The following is a 14130-nucleotide window of genomic DNA, read 5'->3' as shown; positions in this document are numbered from 1 at the left end:
CGCGCCCCCGGCCCTCTCCCTCGCGAGGGGGCCGAGACCCATCCCCTCCGCGTCAGCATCCTCCTACAGCCATAGCCGGATCCCCGCCGCTCGCCGCAGCGCGCGTTCGAGACTATGATGGTTCGGAATCCAGTCCGAAACCCGGGAGCCTGCATGACCTCAGCCCTGCTGCCTGCCGCGGCCGAACACCCTCATCGCAATCCCCTGCACCACCCGCCTCAGGAACCCGCGCTGCCCGCGCAGTATCGCAATGTGCGCGCCGCCACGGAGGCCCTCGTCGCCGATCTGTCGGATGCCGATGCCACGGTGCAGTCCATGGACGACGCCAGCCCCGCCAAATGGCATCTGGCCCATACGACCTGGTTCTTCGAGGAATTCGTGCTGGCCGCGCGCATCCCGGACTATGAACCCGTCGATCCGCAGTACCGCTTTCTATTCAATTCGTATTACGAGGCCGTGGGCGCGCGCCACCCGCGCCCGAAGCGCGGCCTGCTGACGCGGCCGTCGCTCGACGAGATCCTCGCCTACCGCGAGGCCGTCGATGAGGCCATGCTGGCGCTGCTCGCCGACGCCCAGACCGACGAGGAAGCCGCGCTCGTCACGCTCGGGCTCCATCACGAGCAGCAGCATCAGGAATTGCTGCTGACGGACATCCTCCATCTGTTCGCGCAGAACCCCCTGCGTCCCGCGTACGCGGCGGCCGTACCGGCCCCGGTCATCGCCGACCCGCGTCCCGCCCCCGAGTGGATCCGCTTTACGGGCGGCGTGGTGGCCATCGGCCATGGCGGCGACGGCTTTGCGTTCGATTGTGAAGGCCCGCGCCACAACGTGCTGCTGCAGCCGTACCAGCTGAGCTCGCATCCGGTCAGCAACCGCCAGTGGTTCGAGTTTATCGAGGACGGCGGCTACCAGAGCGCCGGGCTATGGCTGTCCGATGGCTGGCGCTGGGTCTGCGACCACGGCATCCAGGGGCCCGCGTACTGGGAAGAACGGGAAGGCACGTGGTGGCAGATGACGCTGCATGGGATGCAGCCCGTCGATCCCGACAGCCCCGTCACGCATGTGAGCTTCTTCGAGGCCGATGCGTTCGCGCGCTGGGCGGAACGCCGCCTGCCGACCGAGGCCGAATGGGAGCACGCGGTACGCAACCTGCCGCCGACCGGCAATTTCGTCGAAGGCCACGCGCTGCGGCCGCTGCCGGACCGCCAGAACACGTCGGGCGTGCTGCGCCAGATGTTCGGCGACGTATGGGAATGGACGGCCAGCGCCTACCTGCCGTATCCGGGCTTCCGTCCGAGCGCTGGCGCGGTCGGCGAGTACAACGGCAAGTTCATGAGCAGCCAGATGGTGCTGCGCGGCGGGTCGTGCGTCACGCCCGAGTCCCATATCCGCGCGACCTATCGCAACTTTTTCTACCCCCACCAGCGCTGGCAATTTACCGGTGTCCGGCTGGCGGACGATATCTGAGCCGCAGGCTTACTGCCTGGGCGGCGCGGGCTTGACCGGCGCCGGAGGCTCGGTGTTGTAGAGCTTGACCCACCGCGACCGCAGGCCGTCCGCGATTTCCTTCTGGTTGTACAGCAGCGCGAAGTCGATCACGTTCATCCCCTGCTGGTTCTTGAGGCGCATGTCCGCGCCCTCGTCCAGCAGCAGTTTGACCGTCTCGATATGGCCGCCGCGCGCCGCCATCATCAGCGGCGTGGACCCGTTCGGGCTCTCCGCATCGATATAGGCCGCATGGTCGACGAGGTATTTCACCACGTCGTTATGGCCGTTCGTCGCCGCATAGTGCAGCGGCGCCCAGCCCTTCTTGTTGATCTCGGCTTCCTGCCCATCGACCATCAGCTTGATCGAGTCGAGGTCCCCCTGCAGCGCGGCCATCATCAGCGCGTTCTCGCCAGCCGGATTGGTCTTGTCGAAATCGATGTTCTTCGCCTTGATCAGCGCCGCGGCCGCCTTCTTCGACTTCTCCCGCAGCGCCACCACGAGCATCGGATTGCCGCGATCGTCGACGAGGTTCGGATCCACGCCGCGCGAAATCAGCTTTTGCACGGTGTTCGCGTCGTCGAATTCCACGGCCTTGCGCATGTCGGACGCGGGCGTGGCCACGGCGCAGCCGGCCAGCGTCAGCGCGGCGACGGCCACACTGGCACCGGCGGCATGGCGAATAAACTTCACATCAAACATGAGCTTTCCTGTCTATATGCTTGAACAGATTGAAGAAATTCTCCGTCGTCTGTTCAGCCACCTGCTCGACGGGAATGCCGCGCAGTTTGGCGATAAATTCGCCCACGTGGCGTACCCAGGCGGGCTCGTTGGTCTTGCCGCGGTACGGCACGGGCGCCAGATACGGCGAATCGGTCTCGATCAGCATGCGTTCGAGCGGCACCTTGCGCGCGGTTTCCTGCAGATCGGCCGCGCTCTTGAACGTGACGATGCCCGAGAACGAGATATGGAATCCTTCATCGAGCGACTGGCGCGCGATCTCCCAGGTCTCGGTAAAGCAGTGCATCACGCCGCCGACCTCGCCGGCATTCTCTTCGCGCATCACGCGCAGCGTGTCGTCGGCCGAGGAACGCGTATGGATGATCAGCGGCTTGCGCGTCTGGCGCGCGGCGCGGATATGGGTGCGAAACCGCTCCCGCTGCCATTCCATGTCCGCGATCGTCCGGCCATTCAGGCGGTAGTAGTCGAGCCCGGTCTCGCCGGTACCGACCACGCGCGGATGGTTCGACAGCGTGACCAGGCGCTCCAGCGTCGGATCCTCGCCCTCCTCGTGATCGGGATGGACGCCGACCGATGCATACAGGTTCGGATGCTGCTCCGCGAGCGCGAGCACGCGCGGAAAGTCTTCCAGCGTCACCGAGATGCACAGCGCATGCGTGACCTGATTGGCGCGCATGTTCTCGAGCAGCTGCGGCAGCCGGTCGGCGAAGTCGGGAAAATCGATATGGCAGTGGGAATCGACGAACATGGAATTGTCCTCAGCCCTGTTCGTTGAGCCGGCGGCCCACGATGATCAGATCGCGATCGACCCCATCGAGCACGGCCACGCGCGGCAGCGCGCCCCAGCGCTCGAAGCCGTAGCGCGCGAACAGCCGCAGGCTCGGTTCGTTGTGGCCGAAGATAAACCCCAGCAGCGTGCTGACGCCGAGCTGCGGCGCATGGGCAATCGCGGCCTCGAGCAGATAGCGGCCCAGCCCGTGCCCGCGCTGCGTCTCATCGAGGTAGATCGAGACTTCCGCGGTGCCGCCGTACGCGGGGCGCCCATAGAAGTCGGAGAAGCTGATCCAGCCGGCCATGCGGCCCTCGGCGTCCTCGCACACCCATAGCGGGCGGCGTTCGGGCAGATGGGCGTCGAACCACGCCTCGCGCGAAGCCACCGACACCGGTTCGGTATCGGCGGTCACCATGCGCGACGGCACCGTGCTGTTGTAGATGGCAACGATGCCGGGCAGATCCCCGCGCTGCGCGAGTCGCAGCGTAAATCCTGGAATGCTCATAAAAAACAGAAACCTATCGATCGAACTTGATGTTACGTCTCAGCACGCTTCACAAGGTCTGCGTCGGTCGCCCGGACTCGATGGCCTTGCCGAGGATCTCCTCGACCGCGCGCTTGAGGTTGCGGCCATTGTCGTCGTCGGGCAGATGCACGCCGACCCCCGGCGTCTTCAACGGCGTGCCGGCCGGCGTGATCCACGCCACCTCACCGGCCACCTGGAATTTCTGGCGATCCAGCAGCGACAGCACGAGGAACACCTGCTCGCCGAGCCGGAACGGCCGGTTCGACGGCACGAAGATGCCGCCGCGCGACAGGAACGGCATATACGCGGCGTACAGGCCCGCCTGATCCTTGATCGACAGCGACAGCACGTTCGGCCGCGATGCGCTGCCGGGCGTGGTGGCCGGCCCTGCGGCGGATGCCGCGGGCGTTGCCGGTGCCGCCGTCGGGCGTGGCTGCGCCCCCGTGACTGCTGTATTCATCTTGACCCCAGGTTATGGCTGGCCGCTTTGTGCGGCCTATATGGATAGACGCCTACCGGAACAGCTGCCGGTAGTCGAGAAACACCGATTCCATCACCAGCCTCGCTGCCAGCGGGTGATTTTCGTTGCGGCGATGGCTCACGAGCCGCGCCGCAAACCCCTGCAGGCGATACGCGTCCGTCGCCTGCGCGCAGCGCGCCAGCGCGGCGCGCTCCTTCGGAAAGTACCGCGCGCCCGGCTTGCCGGCGACATCCAGCTGCGATGCCAGCAGATCGTACGTCCAGCGCTGCAGGATGCCAAGCACGGCGGGCACCGGAAGCTTCTGCAGTTGATCTGCCGCAGACAGCGCATCGAACGCGGCGCCGGCCGCAAGCTGCCCGACCAGCCAGCGCTGCAGCGGCTGTTCCTCGGCCTCGGCGGCGTGCAGCGCGGTCAGCGGGGAGCCGCCGGCCAGCGCAAGTTGCGCCTCGGCATCGGCCACGCCCTGGCTGCCGAGCCAGGCCAGCGCCTGCTCGTGCGTGGGCCGCGTCACGCCGAACTGGCGGCAGCGCGACAGGATCGTCGGCAGCACGCGGTCCAGCCGGTCCGTCACCAGCAGGAACACCGTCGATGGCGGCGGTTCCTCGAGCGTCTTCAGCAGCGCGTTGGCGCCTTCGGTCTGCAAGGCATCGAGCGGATAGACCACGACCACGCGCAGGCCCGCGCGGTGCGTACCGACGCCCACGGCCTCGATCAGCGCGCGCACCTGCTCCATGCGGATGATCTTGCTCGGCGCCTTCTTCTTGCCGCCGCCCTCGGCGTCGCCGTCGCCCTCGGCGCCGCCTTCGAGGGCCTCCGGCCGGACCACCGAGAAATCGGGGTGATTGCCCTGGCTGAACCAGTGGCACGCGCCGCAGGTCCCGCACGGCTGGCCGTCGGCCCGCGGCGTCTCGCAGAGCAGCCCCTGCGCGAAATGCAGCGCGAGGTCACGCTTGCCGATGCCTTGCTGGCCGTGCAGCAGCAACGCATGGGGCAGCCTGTCGCGTAACGCGGCAAGCCGTTGCCAGTCTTCTCGTTGCCAGGGATAAAGCATTGCGGTTCAGTGGGTTAGCGAGGTTTCCTCATGTGTCTTGCCACGGCATGAGGTCAATATCACAACAGCAATATACGCGTTCCAAATCAAGGCGTTGCAATAAATTCCGCAACAATGTTCTCAAGCTCGTCACGAATGGCCTCGATGGTCCGCGTGGCGTCGATCACGCGGAACCGCCCGGGCGACTGCGCGGCGCGGCGCAGATACTCCGCGCGGGTCCGCTCGAAGAACGCGCGCGACTCGGCCTCGAACTTGTCGGGGGCCCGCGCGCCGGCCAGACGCTCGCTGGCGGTTTCCAGCGGCACGTCGAACAGCAGCGTCAGATCGGGCTGCAGGTCGCCCTGCACCCACTGCTCCAGCACCTCGAGCCGTGCCGTGGGCAGGCCCCGGCCGCCGCCCTGATAGGCGAACGTGGCGTCGGTGAAGCGGTCCGAGATGACCCAGTCCCCGCGCGCGAGCGCGGGCGCGATGACCTCGGCGATATGCTCGCGGCGCGACGCGAACATCAGCAGCGCCTCGGTCTCGAGGTCCATCTTCCGATGCAGCAGCAGCGCGCGCAGGTCTTCGCCGAGGGGGGTGCCGCCCGGCTCGCGCGTGGTCACCACGGGCGTCGCGCCGGGCCGCGCGCGCAGGCGCTGCGCCACCCAGTCGATATGGGTGCTCTTGCCCGCGCCGTCGATGCCCTCGAAGGTGATGAATTTTCCGCGTGGTGGATGGGTGTCGCGCATGGACGTGTTATTTGCCGCGCTGGTACTTGTCGACCGCGCGATTGTGTTCGGGTAGCGAATTGGAGAAATGGCTGCTGCCGTCGCCGCGCGCCACGAAATACAGCGCATCCGACGGGGCCGGCGCGGTGGCCGCGGCCAGCGAGGCCAGACCCGGCAGCGCGATCGGCGTCGGCGGCAGGCCGGCGCGCGTGTACGTATTGTAAGGGGTGTCGGTCTGCAGGTCCCGCTTGCGGAGGTTGCCGTCGAACTTCTCGCCCACGCCGTAGATCACGGTCGGGTCGGTCTGCAGCATCATGTTCTTGCGCAGCCGGTTGACGAACACCGCCGCGATCATCGGCCGCTCGACGGCCTGCCCGGTCTCCTTCTCGACGATGGAGGCCATGATCAGCGCCTCGTAGGGCGTCTTGTACGGCAGGTCCGGCGCGCGGGCATTCCACGCATCGGCCAGGCGCTTCTGCATCGCGCGATAGGCGTGCCGATACAGTTCCACGTCGCTGCTGCCGCGCGCGAACAGGTAGGTATCGGGGAAGAACATGCCCTCCGGCGACGTTTCCTCGGCGCCGATGGCTTTCATCAGGTCCGCGTCGGACATGCCCGTGGTGTCGTGGCGCAGGGCCGGGTTGGCGTCGACGGCCGCGCGCATCTTGCGGAACTCCCAGCCCTCGATGACCGTGACCACATAGTGCGTGACCTCGCCGCGCGCGAGCTTGTCGAGCACGTCGAGCGGCGTCACGCCGGACTCGAACTGGTAGCCGCCCGCCTTGAGGCTCGCGCCCTGCCCCGTGATCCGGGCCAGCAGGATGAACAGGCGCGCATCGATCGGCACGCCGCCGCGCTGGACCTGGCGGCCGACGCTGACGACGCTGGAATTGGGCTTGATGACGACCTCGACCGGCGAGGTGGCGAGCGTCAGGGGCTGGTGTGCCCACCAGGCGAAGCCGCCCGCGGCGGCGAGCGCCACGATGACAAGGAGCCCGACGAGGCGTAAAAAGAAGCGTTTCATTGATGCGTGGGGCGATGGTTCCGTCATGTCCCTACCGGCGGGTCGGGTTCGCGCGCGGCCGGCCGACATGGCGCAAGGCCCATATAATACCGGGAGCCTTGAGCCCTCACGAGCCCATCACGCCACATCCATCGCCCGTGCCGCCCGTCCATGCCGCCGGATGACCCGTGGCTTGCCGCGAAGCATCGCCGTCCCCATATGCCGAGGGCGCCAAAGATATTCACTCCTATCGCATGACAGCCAACGCCAACCCGTCTCTCTCGTCCAGCGTGGACGCCCTGCGCACCACCGGTATCGTCGCACCCATCGCCGGCATCGGCCTGATCCGCGTGACCGGCGACGATGCCGGCACGTTCCTGCACGCCCAGCTGACCAACGCCACGGAAGACCTGTCCGCCGCCGATGCGCGGCTGGCCGGTTACTGCTCGCCCAAGGGCCGGCTGCAGGCCAGCTTTCTCACGTGGCGCGATGCGGAAGGCATCGTGCTGCAACTGTCGGCCGATATCCAGCCCGCGATCCAGAAGCGCCTGACGATGTTCGTGCTGCGCGCGAAGGCGAAGCTTGCCGACGCATCGGCCGCCTATCGCCTGCTCGGCGTGGCCGGCCCGAAGGCCGCCGAGGCGCTGGCCGCCGCCGGGCTGCCCGCACCGCTGGCCCCGCTGGCCGCGGCCGCGGCCGATGGCACGACCGTGATCCGCCTGCCCGACGGCGCCGCGCAGCCGCGCTGGCAGCTCGCGGTGCCGGCCGAACGCGCGGACGCGGTACTTGCCACGCTGGCGGCCACGCTCGCGCCGGCCGATGCCGAAGTCTGGGACTGGCTCGATATCGCAGCCGGTATCCCGCGCATCGTCACGGCCACGCAGGAACAATTCGTACCGCAGATGATCAACTTCGAATTGATCGGCGGCGTGAATTTCCGCAAGGGCTGCTATCCGGGGCAGGAAGTCGTGGCGCGCAGCCAGTATCGCGGCACGCTCAAGCGCCGCATGTGGCGCGTGCATGGCGAAGGCGCCGCGCCAGCGCCGGCCACCGAGATCTACCGTCCCGAGGACGCCGAGCAGCCGTGCGGCATGATCGTCAACGCGACCGCTTCGCCCGAGGGCGGATGGGATGGGCTGGCCGAACTCAAGATCGACGCGGCGGCTGGCGAGATGCGGCTCGGCGCGGTCGGCGGCAGCCCGGTGGTCACGCGTGCGTTGCCGTACGAAGTCCCGCTGCCAAACGACGCCCAATCGTAAGGCTGCGCCACACGGGAGCCAGGGCATGAGCGATCATCTGTTCGTTTACTTCCGCGTGGCGGACGACTACGCGGCCGATGCGTTGCCGCGCTGGCATCGCTGGATGGAGACCGTGGCCGAGGCGACGGGGATTGGTGGTACGCTCATGCGCAGGCCCGAGACGCGGGATGGCCTGCAGACGTGGATGGAGTGTTATGCGGATGTCCCGCCCGCATTCGATGCAACGCTCGACGGACTCTGGCGTCAAAGCGGACTCGACGGCTGTATTCAGGGCGAGCGTCGCGCCGAGCGTTTTATCGATCTGGACATCCTGTAGCAGCGAAGCAAAGGAAGCAATATGTGCCTGATTCTGGTCGCATGGCAATCGCACCCGGACTATGCCCTGGTGGTTGCCGGCAACCGCGACGAGTTCTATGCGCGCCCCGCCGCACCCGCGCACTGGTGGCAGGATGCCCCGCAGGTGCTGGCGGGACGCGACATGGCCGAGGTGATCGGCGACGCGGGGACGTGGATGGGCATTGCCAGTGGCGATGGATCCGTGCGCTCGCGCATGTCGCGCGACAGGCGCCATGGCGGCGCGCGCTTCGCGGCGCTGACCAACTATCGCGCGCCGTCGGAAAAGCGCGTGGACGCGCGCTCGCGCGGCGAGCTCGTGGCGCGCTTCCTGCGCGGCCAGCAGACGCCCGAGGATTATCTGGACGCCCTGTCGCAGGCGCACGGCATGTACAACGGGTTCAACCTGCTGGCCAGCGATATGGAAGAGCTCTGGTGGTACAGCAACCGCTCGCCGTCGCGCCAGCCGCAGCGGCTGGATCCGGGCCTCTATGGCCTTTCCAACGCGCTGCTCGATACGCCGTGGCCCAAGGTACGTAGCCGCGTGGGCGCAATGTGCGAAGTGCTCGCGGCCGATCGCGGCGATGCGAGCGCGAGCGCGGACCCCTATCTGCAGATGCTGGCCGACGACCATCGCGCGCTCGATTCGGAGCTCCCTTCGACCGGTGTGTCGTTCGAATGGGAAAAGGTGCTGTCGTCCGCGTTTATCCGCTCGCCGAGCTATGGCACGCGCGCCAGCACGGTGCTGCGCGTGCGGCACGATGGCCGCTTCGATTTCAGCGAACGCAGCTTCGGCGCCGAGGGCCAGGTCGGCGAGGTCAGCTATCGTGGCCAGCTAGGCGTGGCGCGCGACACCGACGTGCCTGCGTCGCGCTGATACGCGGCCGTTTCTTCAGGCGAGCGTCTTGCGCATCTCCACGTGCGGGATGCCGGCCTCTTCGAATTCTTCCCCCACCTGCTCGAAACCCGCGCGCGCGTAGAACGGCGCCGCGTGGGTCTGCGCATTGAGCGCCAGTTCCCTGTAGCCAAGCGCCTGGGCCTTGGCCATCAGCGCCTCCAGCACCTTGAAACCGACCCCCGTGCCACGCGCGGTGGCCAGCACGGCCATGCGGCCGATATGGCCGTCGGGCAGCAGGCGGCCCGTGGCCACGGCGGTACCGTCGGGCTGCAGCGCCAGCGCGTGCCAGCACTGCGCATCCCACTCGTCGAGTTCGAGTTCCTGCGGCACGCGTTGCTCCTCCACGAATACCGTGAAACGGATGGCGCTTGCGCGCGCCTGGGCTTCGGACCAGGGACAGACGACGACGGTGATGGACATGACGGAGCGCGACAGCGGTGGAAACGAATCGAGGCGTCATGATAGTAGAATCGACCGCTCGTGACACAAGGAGACTGACATGCCGCGCTTTGCCGCGAACCTCTCGATGATGTACAACGAGCACGGTTTCCTGGACCGCTTTGCCGCTGCTGCCGCGGATGGGTTCCAGGCCGTCGAGTACCTGTTCCCGTTCGAGCATCCCGCCAGCGAGATTCGCAAGCGGCTCGACGACAACGGCCTCGCGCAGGCACTGTTCAACGCGCCGCCCGGCAACTGGGCAGCGGGCGAGCGCGGTACCGCGGCACTGCCCGGCCGCGAGGCGGAGTTCCGCGAAGGCTTCGCGCAAGCCCTCGAGTACGCGGCCGTGCTCGGCAACGATCGCGTGCATGTGATGGCCGGCATCGTCCCCGCCGATGCGGACCACGCGCGCTGCCGCGCGGTCTACCTCGAGAACCTCGCCTACGCCGCGGCCTCCGCGGCCGCGCATGGCATGACGGTGCTGATGGAGCCCATCAACACGCGCGACATGCCGGGTTACTTCCTGAGCCGTCAGGACGACGCGCACACGATTCGCGAGCAGGTCGGCGCGGCCAACCTGCGCGTGCAGTTCGACTGCTATCACTGCCAGATCATGGAGGGCGACCTCGCGGTCAAGCTCAGGCGCGACTTCGCGGGCATCGGCCATATCCAGATCGCGGGTGTGCCGGAGCGGCACGAGCCCGATACGGGCGAGCTCAACTATCCGTATCTGTTCGACGTCATCGATGGGCTTGGCTATACCGGCTGGATTGGCTGCGAATACCGTCCGCGCGCGGGCACGTCGGCGGGTCTGGGCTGGCTCAAGCCGTATCTCGTCACGCGCGTGTAAGAGCTATAGGGCTATAGGGCTATCGTCTGTCAGCAACGCGGCAAAGCGGTCGGCGAGCGTCGGCCGCGAGCGCGTGGGCCAGATAGCGCTCAGTTCGAACGGCGGCAGGTTGTCGCCATCGCGCACATCGTGAAAGCTCACGCCCGCGAACTGTAGCGCCAGCACCGAACGCGGCAGCAGCGATGCGCCGCATCCGGCCGCCACGCATGCGAGCACCGTCAGCGAACGGTTGGCATCCTGCACGACATTGGCCTCGCAGCCGGCCTTGCGGAACGCGCTCAGGATGCCGGCCCGGATCACGGGCAGTTGCTCGCTCGGAAACCAGACCAGTCCCGCATCCGATAACTCCCTGAGTCCGACCTTGCCATCGTCGGCCACGCGATAGCCGCTCGGCACCACGGCCAGCAGCTGCTCGCGCACGATCAGCTTCTCGCGCATGCGCCCACCCACCGCCACCGGCGTGTGCAGCAGGCCGATATCGATGAGCCCTTTCTCCAGCGCACTGGCCTGCTCCGCGTTGCTCATCTCGCGCAGCACGAGCTCGATATTGGGGACTTCGCGCCGCAGCGACGCGATGGCGCGCGGCAGCAGGCTGAACAGCGCGGCGGACACAAAACCGATGGTCAGCCGACCGCCACGCTGCGCGCCGATTTCCCTTGCGCGGTGGGAGGCTGCGTCGATACGCGCCACGCTCAGCCGCACGTCCTCGACGATGGCCTCCCCGGCCGCTGTCAACGCGGCACCGCGCCGCGTGCGTTCAAACAGCTTGACCCCGAGATCGCGCTCCATGCGCGTGAGGGCCTGGCTCAGTGCCGGCTGGGCGATATCGAGCACTTCGGCGGCCCGCGTGACGCTGCCGGCATCCACAACGGCCAGAAAGTACTTCAGATTGCGTGTGTCCATCGGACGAGCATATCAGAATGATATGAAAAACGATCATATCCATAGTATGCGGGCGATTTCAGGCTGCATAGAATGCTCCGCAGCAGCGCCCGGCCTGGCCGGTGCGCACGTACAACTACAAGCTGCCGCGTGAAGGGGACGACATCTCCCGCGGCGCAGGAGATTGCCATGAACTGGTACCGCGAGATCTCGCCCACCGAGAAACGCACGCTCTGGGGTTGCTTTGCCGGTTGGGCGCTCGATGCCATCGATGCGCAGCTGTTCAGTCTCGTCATTCCGACCCTGATCGCCACATGGGGCATCGCCAAGGGCCAGGCCGGCCTGATCGGCGCGGTCACGCTCGTCGGCGGCGCGGTCGGCGGTTTGCTGGCGGGCGTGCTTTCGGACCGTATCGGCCGCGTGCGCGCGCTGCAGGTCACCGTCATCTGGTTCTCGCTGTTCACGTTCCTGTGCGCGTTTGCGCAGAACTATGAGCAGTTGCTCGTGCTCAAGGCGCTGCAGGGGCTCGGCTTCGGCGGCGAATGGACCGCGGGTTCCGTGTTGCTGGCCGAGACCATGCGCGCGCGCCATCGCGGCAAGGCGATGGGCATCGTGCAGAGTGCGTGGGGCTTTGGCTGGGGCGCTGCCGTGCTGCTCTATACGGTGGTGTTCTCGTATGTCTCGCCCGAGTGGGCGTGGCGCGTGCTGTTCGCGATCGGCATCGTGCCGGCGGGCCTCGTGCTCTATCTGCGCCGCGGCATCGAGGAGCCGAAGCGCGAGGCACGGCCGGCCGAGGGCCCTGCCCAGAGCGGCGGCGCACTGTCGATTCTCGCGGGCATCTTTCACCCGTCCGTGCTGCGCCAGACCATCGTCGGCGGGTTGATCGGGCTCGGCGCGCACGGCGGCTATCACGCGGTGACCACGTGGCTGCCCACGTATCTGAAGACCGAGCGCCATCTGTCGGTGCTCGGGACCGGCGGCTATCTGTCGGTCGTGATCGTCTCGTTCATCATCGGCTGCTTTGTCAGCGCCTGGCTGCAGGATCGCATCGGCCGCCGCTGGAACGTGATCTTCTTCGCGCTGGCCAGTGCCATCACGGTGAACCTCTATGCGTTCCTGCCGATCAGCGATACCGCGATGCTGTTCCTGAGCTTTCCGCTCGGCCTGTTCTCGGCCGGCATTCCCGCGACGATGGGCGCGCTGTTCAACGAGCTCTATCCGCAGGGCGTGCGCGGCACGGGTGTGGGCTTCTGCTACAACTTCGGGCGCATCGTATCGGCGGTGTTTCCGTTCCTCGTCGGCCATATGGGCAACTCGATGCCGCTAGGTACCGCGCTCGGTATCGATGCGGGCATCGCGTACGGCCTCGTCGTGGTCGCCGCGCTGTTCCTGCCGCGTCCGCGGACGCAGCCGGCCACCGGTGCCGCGCCGCAGCAGGCCTGAGTGTTACCGGAGCGCCGTACGATGGATCGTCTTCCTTCCTCGATCGCCACGGGCAGCGATGCCCTCTCGCCCGACAATGCGCGCTGGCTGGCCGCCAATGCGCAACCCGTCGAAGCCGTGGATGCCCATGCGCATGTGTTCGTGCGCGGGCTGCCGCTCGCGGCCGAGCGGCGCCACGCGCCCGACTACGATGCCACGCTCGACGACTATGTCTCGCACCTGCGCGCCAACGGCCTCTCGCATGCCGTGCTCGTGCAGCCGAGCTTTCTCGGCACCGACAACGGGTTCTTTCTCGATGTGCTGAAACGCTATCCGCGGCGGTTCCGCGGCGTGGCGGTCATCGAGCCGGAAATGTGCGAAAGCGTGTGCGACCGTGAACTCGCATCGATGCACGAGGCCGGCGTGGTCGGCATACGGCTGAACCTGATCGGCCGGCCGCTGCCGGACCTGCGCGATGGCCGCTGGCCCGCGCTGCTCGCGCGCGTCAATGCGCTGGGGTGGCATGTGGAAATCCATCGCGGCGCCGGCGATCTCGGTGCGCTGCTCCCCGCGCTGATTGCGCAGCAGTGCACGGTCGTGATCGATCATTTCGGCCGGCCCGATCCGACGCTCGGCGCCGCGGACCCCGGGCTCGACGATCTGTGCGCGGTGGCATCGACGGGACAGGTGTGGGTCAAGCTGTCGGCCGCTTATCGCAATATCGCCGGCGACTCCGGCCTGGCGGTAGGCGAGGCACTCACCGCGCGCATGCTCGACGCGTTCGGCCCCACGCGGCTCGTCTGGGGCAGCGACTGGCCGCATACGCAGCACCGCGAGGTCATCGACTACGACGCCTCGCGCGCGGCCCTGAATCGCTGGATCCCGGACGCCTTCACGCGCCAGATCGTGCTGCGCGATTCGGCGCGCGCGCTGTTCCGCTTCGGCTGACGCGCAGCCTTCATCGCGCGGCGCCGGATCAGCGGGCCATCTGCAGCGCGCGCACGACCAGTTGAAAGGCCGGCGACGGCTGCGCGCGCGATGTCTATACGGCCGCGTTTGCCACGCCGCTGTTCGGCGCGGGCGACAAGTTCATGGCCGCGCTGACGCTCTCCGGACCCGCTTCGCGGCTGGAGGCGGAGATCGCGCGCGTGCAGCGCGTTGCGGCGAAGAAGCTGTCGAAGCTGCTCGGCGCGAGCGCGGCGTGGTGCGAGAAGATCTATGACGCCGGGGGCGCGACGCCCCACTGAGAACGGACCGCGACAGAAGCCCTTCCATTCGGCGC

At 67.5% G+C, this 14130-nt stretch carries 16 protein-coding genes and 1 pseudogene; 8 read left to right on the top strand and 9 right to left on the bottom strand.

Annotation, left to right across the window (positions count from 1 at the left end):
- Nucleotides 1–153: 153 nt before the first annotated feature.
- On the top strand, nt 154–1467 hold the full coding sequence (gene egtB / locus FOB72_RS05400; protein ID WP_150371593.1) for an ergothioneine biosynthesis protein EgtB: 1314 nt from the start codon (nt 154–156) through the stop codon (nt 1465–1467).
- Nucleotides 1468–1476: 9 nt separating this feature from the next.
- Here the strand turns inward: egtB and FOB72_RS05395 are convergent, their stop codons facing one another.
- The 7 genes from FOB72_RS05395 to mltG form a co-directional block, all read right to left on the bottom strand.
- Nucleotides 1477–2187 (bottom strand): ankyrin repeat domain-containing protein, encoded by a 711-nt coding sequence (locus tag FOB72_RS05395; RefSeq protein WP_150371592.1) that lies wholly within the window; start codon nt 2185–2187, stop codon nt 1477–1479.
- Nucleotides 2180–2974: a TatD family hydrolase gene (locus tag FOB72_RS05390; protein WP_150371591.1), complete on the bottom strand. Its 795-nt coding sequence runs from the start codon at nt 2972–2974 to the stop codon at nt 2180–2182. The genes FOB72_RS05395 and FOB72_RS05390 overlap by 8 nt, the downstream gene beginning before the upstream one ends.
- 10 nt (nt 2975–2984) lie before the next feature.
- On the bottom strand, nt 2985–3503 hold the full coding sequence (locus tag FOB72_RS05385) for a GNAT family N-acetyltransferase (RefSeq protein ID WP_150371590.1): 519 nt from the start codon (nt 3501–3503) through the stop codon (nt 2985–2987).
- Nucleotides 3504–3552: 49 nt separating this feature from the next.
- Nucleotides 3553–3984: a PilZ domain-containing protein gene (locus FOB72_RS05380; protein WP_150371589.1), complete on the bottom strand. Its 432-nt coding sequence runs from the start codon at nt 3982–3984 to the stop codon at nt 3553–3555.
- Between the two features lie 52 nt (nt 3985–4036).
- The gene (locus tag FOB72_RS05375) at nt 4037–5056 is read right to left on the bottom strand and encodes a DNA polymerase III subunit delta' (RefSeq protein WP_150371588.1); all 1020 of its coding nucleotides are present in this window, start codon (nt 5054–5056) and stop codon (nt 4037–4039) included.
- 86 nt (nt 5057–5142) lie between these two features.
- Nucleotides 5143–5784, bottom strand: a complete 642-nt coding sequence (tmk, locus tag FOB72_RS05370) for a dTMP kinase (RefSeq protein WP_150371587.1) — start codon at nt 5782–5784, stop codon at nt 5143–5145.
- A gap of 7 nt (nt 5785–5791) precedes the next feature.
- Complete coding sequence (mltG, locus tag FOB72_RS05365) at nt 5792–6787, bottom strand: endolytic transglycosylase MltG (RefSeq protein ID WP_150371586.1); 996 nt, start codon at nt 6785–6787, stop codon at nt 5792–5794.
- A gap of 233 nt (nt 6788–7020) precedes the next feature.
- On the opposite strand from mltG, the gene FOB72_RS05360 reads away from it, so the two are divergent.
- From FOB72_RS05360 to FOB72_RS05350, 3 genes are read left to right on the top strand one after another with little or no spacing between them, the layout of a single operon-like run.
- Entirely contained in the window at nt 7021–8025 is a 1005-nt protein-coding gene (locus FOB72_RS05360) for a YgfZ/GcvT domain-containing protein (RefSeq protein WP_150371585.1), read from the top strand.
- 25 nt (nt 8026–8050) lie between these two features.
- Nucleotides 8051–8341: a DUF4936 family protein gene (locus tag FOB72_RS05355; protein WP_150371584.1), complete on the top strand. Its 291-nt coding sequence runs from the start codon at nt 8051–8053 to the stop codon at nt 8339–8341.
- A 21-nt stretch (nt 8342–8362) separates the two neighbouring features.
- Nucleotides 8363–9235 carry an NRDE family protein gene (locus FOB72_RS05350; protein WP_150371583.1) on the top strand — a complete coding sequence of 291 codons (873 nt, stop codon included), beginning with the start codon at nt 8363–8365 and terminating at the stop codon, nt 9233–9235.
- 15 nt (nt 9236–9250) lie between these two features.
- Here the strand turns inward: FOB72_RS05350 and FOB72_RS05345 are convergent, their stop codons facing one another.
- On the bottom strand, nt 9251–9676 hold the full coding sequence (locus FOB72_RS05345; RefSeq protein ID WP_150371582.1) for a GNAT family N-acetyltransferase: 426 nt from the start codon (nt 9674–9676) through the stop codon (nt 9251–9253).
- A 79-nt stretch (nt 9677–9755) separates the two neighbouring features.
- Between FOB72_RS05345 and otnI the strand changes: the two genes are divergently transcribed.
- The gene (otnI, locus tag FOB72_RS05340) at nt 9756–10544 is read left to right on the top strand and encodes a 2-oxo-tetronate isomerase (protein WP_150371581.1); all 789 of its coding nucleotides are present in this window, start codon (nt 9756–9758) and stop codon (nt 10542–10544) included.
- A gap of 3 nt (nt 10545–10547) precedes the next feature.
- On the opposite strand, the gene FOB72_RS05335 is transcribed toward otnI, so the two are convergent.
- The gene (locus tag FOB72_RS05335; protein ID WP_150371580.1) at nt 10548–11447 is read right to left on the bottom strand and encodes a LysR family transcriptional regulator; all 900 of its coding nucleotides are present in this window, start codon (nt 11445–11447) and stop codon (nt 10548–10550) included.
- Nucleotides 11448–11615: 168 nt separating this feature from the next.
- Here FOB72_RS05335 and FOB72_RS05330 point away from each other — a divergent pair, with 168 nt between their 5' ends.
- The 3 genes and pseudogenes from FOB72_RS05330 to FOB72_RS05320 all read left to right on the top strand — a co-directional run.
- Nucleotides 11616–12869 carry an MFS transporter gene (locus FOB72_RS05330; RefSeq protein ID WP_150371579.1) on the top strand — a complete coding sequence of 418 codons (1254 nt, stop codon included), beginning with the start codon at nt 11616–11618 and terminating at the stop codon, nt 12867–12869.
- Between the two features lie 21 nt (nt 12870–12890).
- Entirely contained in the window at nt 12891–13796 is a 906-nt protein-coding gene (locus FOB72_RS05325) for an amidohydrolase family protein (RefSeq protein WP_150371578.1), read from the top strand.
- 83 nt (nt 13797–13879) lie between these two features.
- Nucleotides 13880–14095, top strand: a pseudogene (locus FOB72_RS05320) (IclR family transcriptional regulator); the annotation flags it as partial.
- Nucleotides 14096–14130: the final 35 nt, after the last annotated feature.

It is taken from the genome of Cupriavidus pauculus (genome assembly GCF_008693385.1).
In the GTDB taxonomy this organism is placed as follows: domain Bacteria; phylum Pseudomonadota; class Gammaproteobacteria; order Burkholderiales; family Burkholderiaceae; genus Cupriavidus; species Cupriavidus pauculus_D.
The sequence above is the reverse complement of the archived record's forward strand: the minus strand, read 5'-3'. Positions and strand labels throughout refer to the sequence as shown.

Excerpts from the sequence above, each read along its gene's own strand:
- FOB72_RS05375 (WP_150371588.1), bottom strand. The coding sequence starts at position 5,056 with ATGCTTTATCCCTGGCAACGAGAAGACTGGCAACGGCTTGCCGCGTTA.
- FOB72_RS05350 (WP_150371583.1), top strand. The coding sequence starts at position 8,363 with ATGTGCCTGATTCTGGTCGCATGGCAATCGCACCCGGACTATGCCCTG.
- FOB72_RS05335 (WP_150371580.1), bottom strand. The coding sequence starts at position 11,447 with ATGGACACACGCAATCTGAAGTACTTTCTGGCCGTTGTGGATGCCGGC.
- FOB72_RS05390 (WP_150371591.1), bottom strand. The coding sequence starts at position 2,974 with ATGTTCGTCGATTCCCACTGCCATATCGATTTTCCCGACTTCGCCGAC.
- FOB72_RS05330 (WP_150371579.1), top strand. The coding sequence starts at position 11,616 with ATGAACTGGTACCGCGAGATCTCGCCCACCGAGAAACGCACGCTCTGG.
- FOB72_RS05325 (WP_150371578.1), top strand. The coding sequence starts at position 12,891 with ATGGATCGTCTTCCTTCCTCGATCGCCACGGGCAGCGATGCCCTCTCG.
- tmk (WP_150371587.1), bottom strand. The coding sequence starts at position 5,784 with ATGCGCGACACCCATCCACCACGCGGAAAATTCATCACCTTCGAGGGC.
- FOB72_RS05345 (WP_150371582.1), bottom strand. The coding sequence starts at position 9,676 with ATGTCCATCACCGTCGTCGTCTGTCCCTGGTCCGAAGCCCAGGCGCGC.
- FOB72_RS05380 (WP_150371589.1), bottom strand. The coding sequence starts at position 3,984 with ATGAATACAGCAGTCACGGGGGCGCAGCCACGCCCGACGGCGGCACCG.
- mltG (WP_150371586.1), bottom strand. The coding sequence starts at position 6,787 with ATGAAACGCTTCTTTTTACGCCTCGTCGGGCTCCTTGTCATCGTGGCG.
- FOB72_RS05355 (WP_150371584.1), top strand. The coding sequence starts at position 8,051 with ATGAGCGATCATCTGTTCGTTTACTTCCGCGTGGCGGACGACTACGCG.
- FOB72_RS05395 (WP_150371592.1), bottom strand. The coding sequence starts at position 2,187 with ATGTTTGATGTGAAGTTTATTCGCCATGCCGCCGGTGCCAGTGTGGCC.
- FOB72_RS05385 (WP_150371590.1), bottom strand. The coding sequence starts at position 3,503 with ATGAGCATTCCAGGATTTACGCTGCGACTCGCGCAGCGCGGGGATCTG.
- FOB72_RS05360 (WP_150371585.1), top strand. The coding sequence starts at position 7,021 with ATGACAGCCAACGCCAACCCGTCTCTCTCGTCCAGCGTGGACGCCCTG.
- otnI (WP_150371581.1), top strand. The coding sequence starts at position 9,756 with ATGCCGCGCTTTGCCGCGAACCTCTCGATGATGTACAACGAGCACGGT.
- egtB (WP_150371593.1), top strand. The coding sequence starts at position 154 with ATGACCTCAGCCCTGCTGCCTGCCGCGGCCGAACACCCTCATCGCAAT.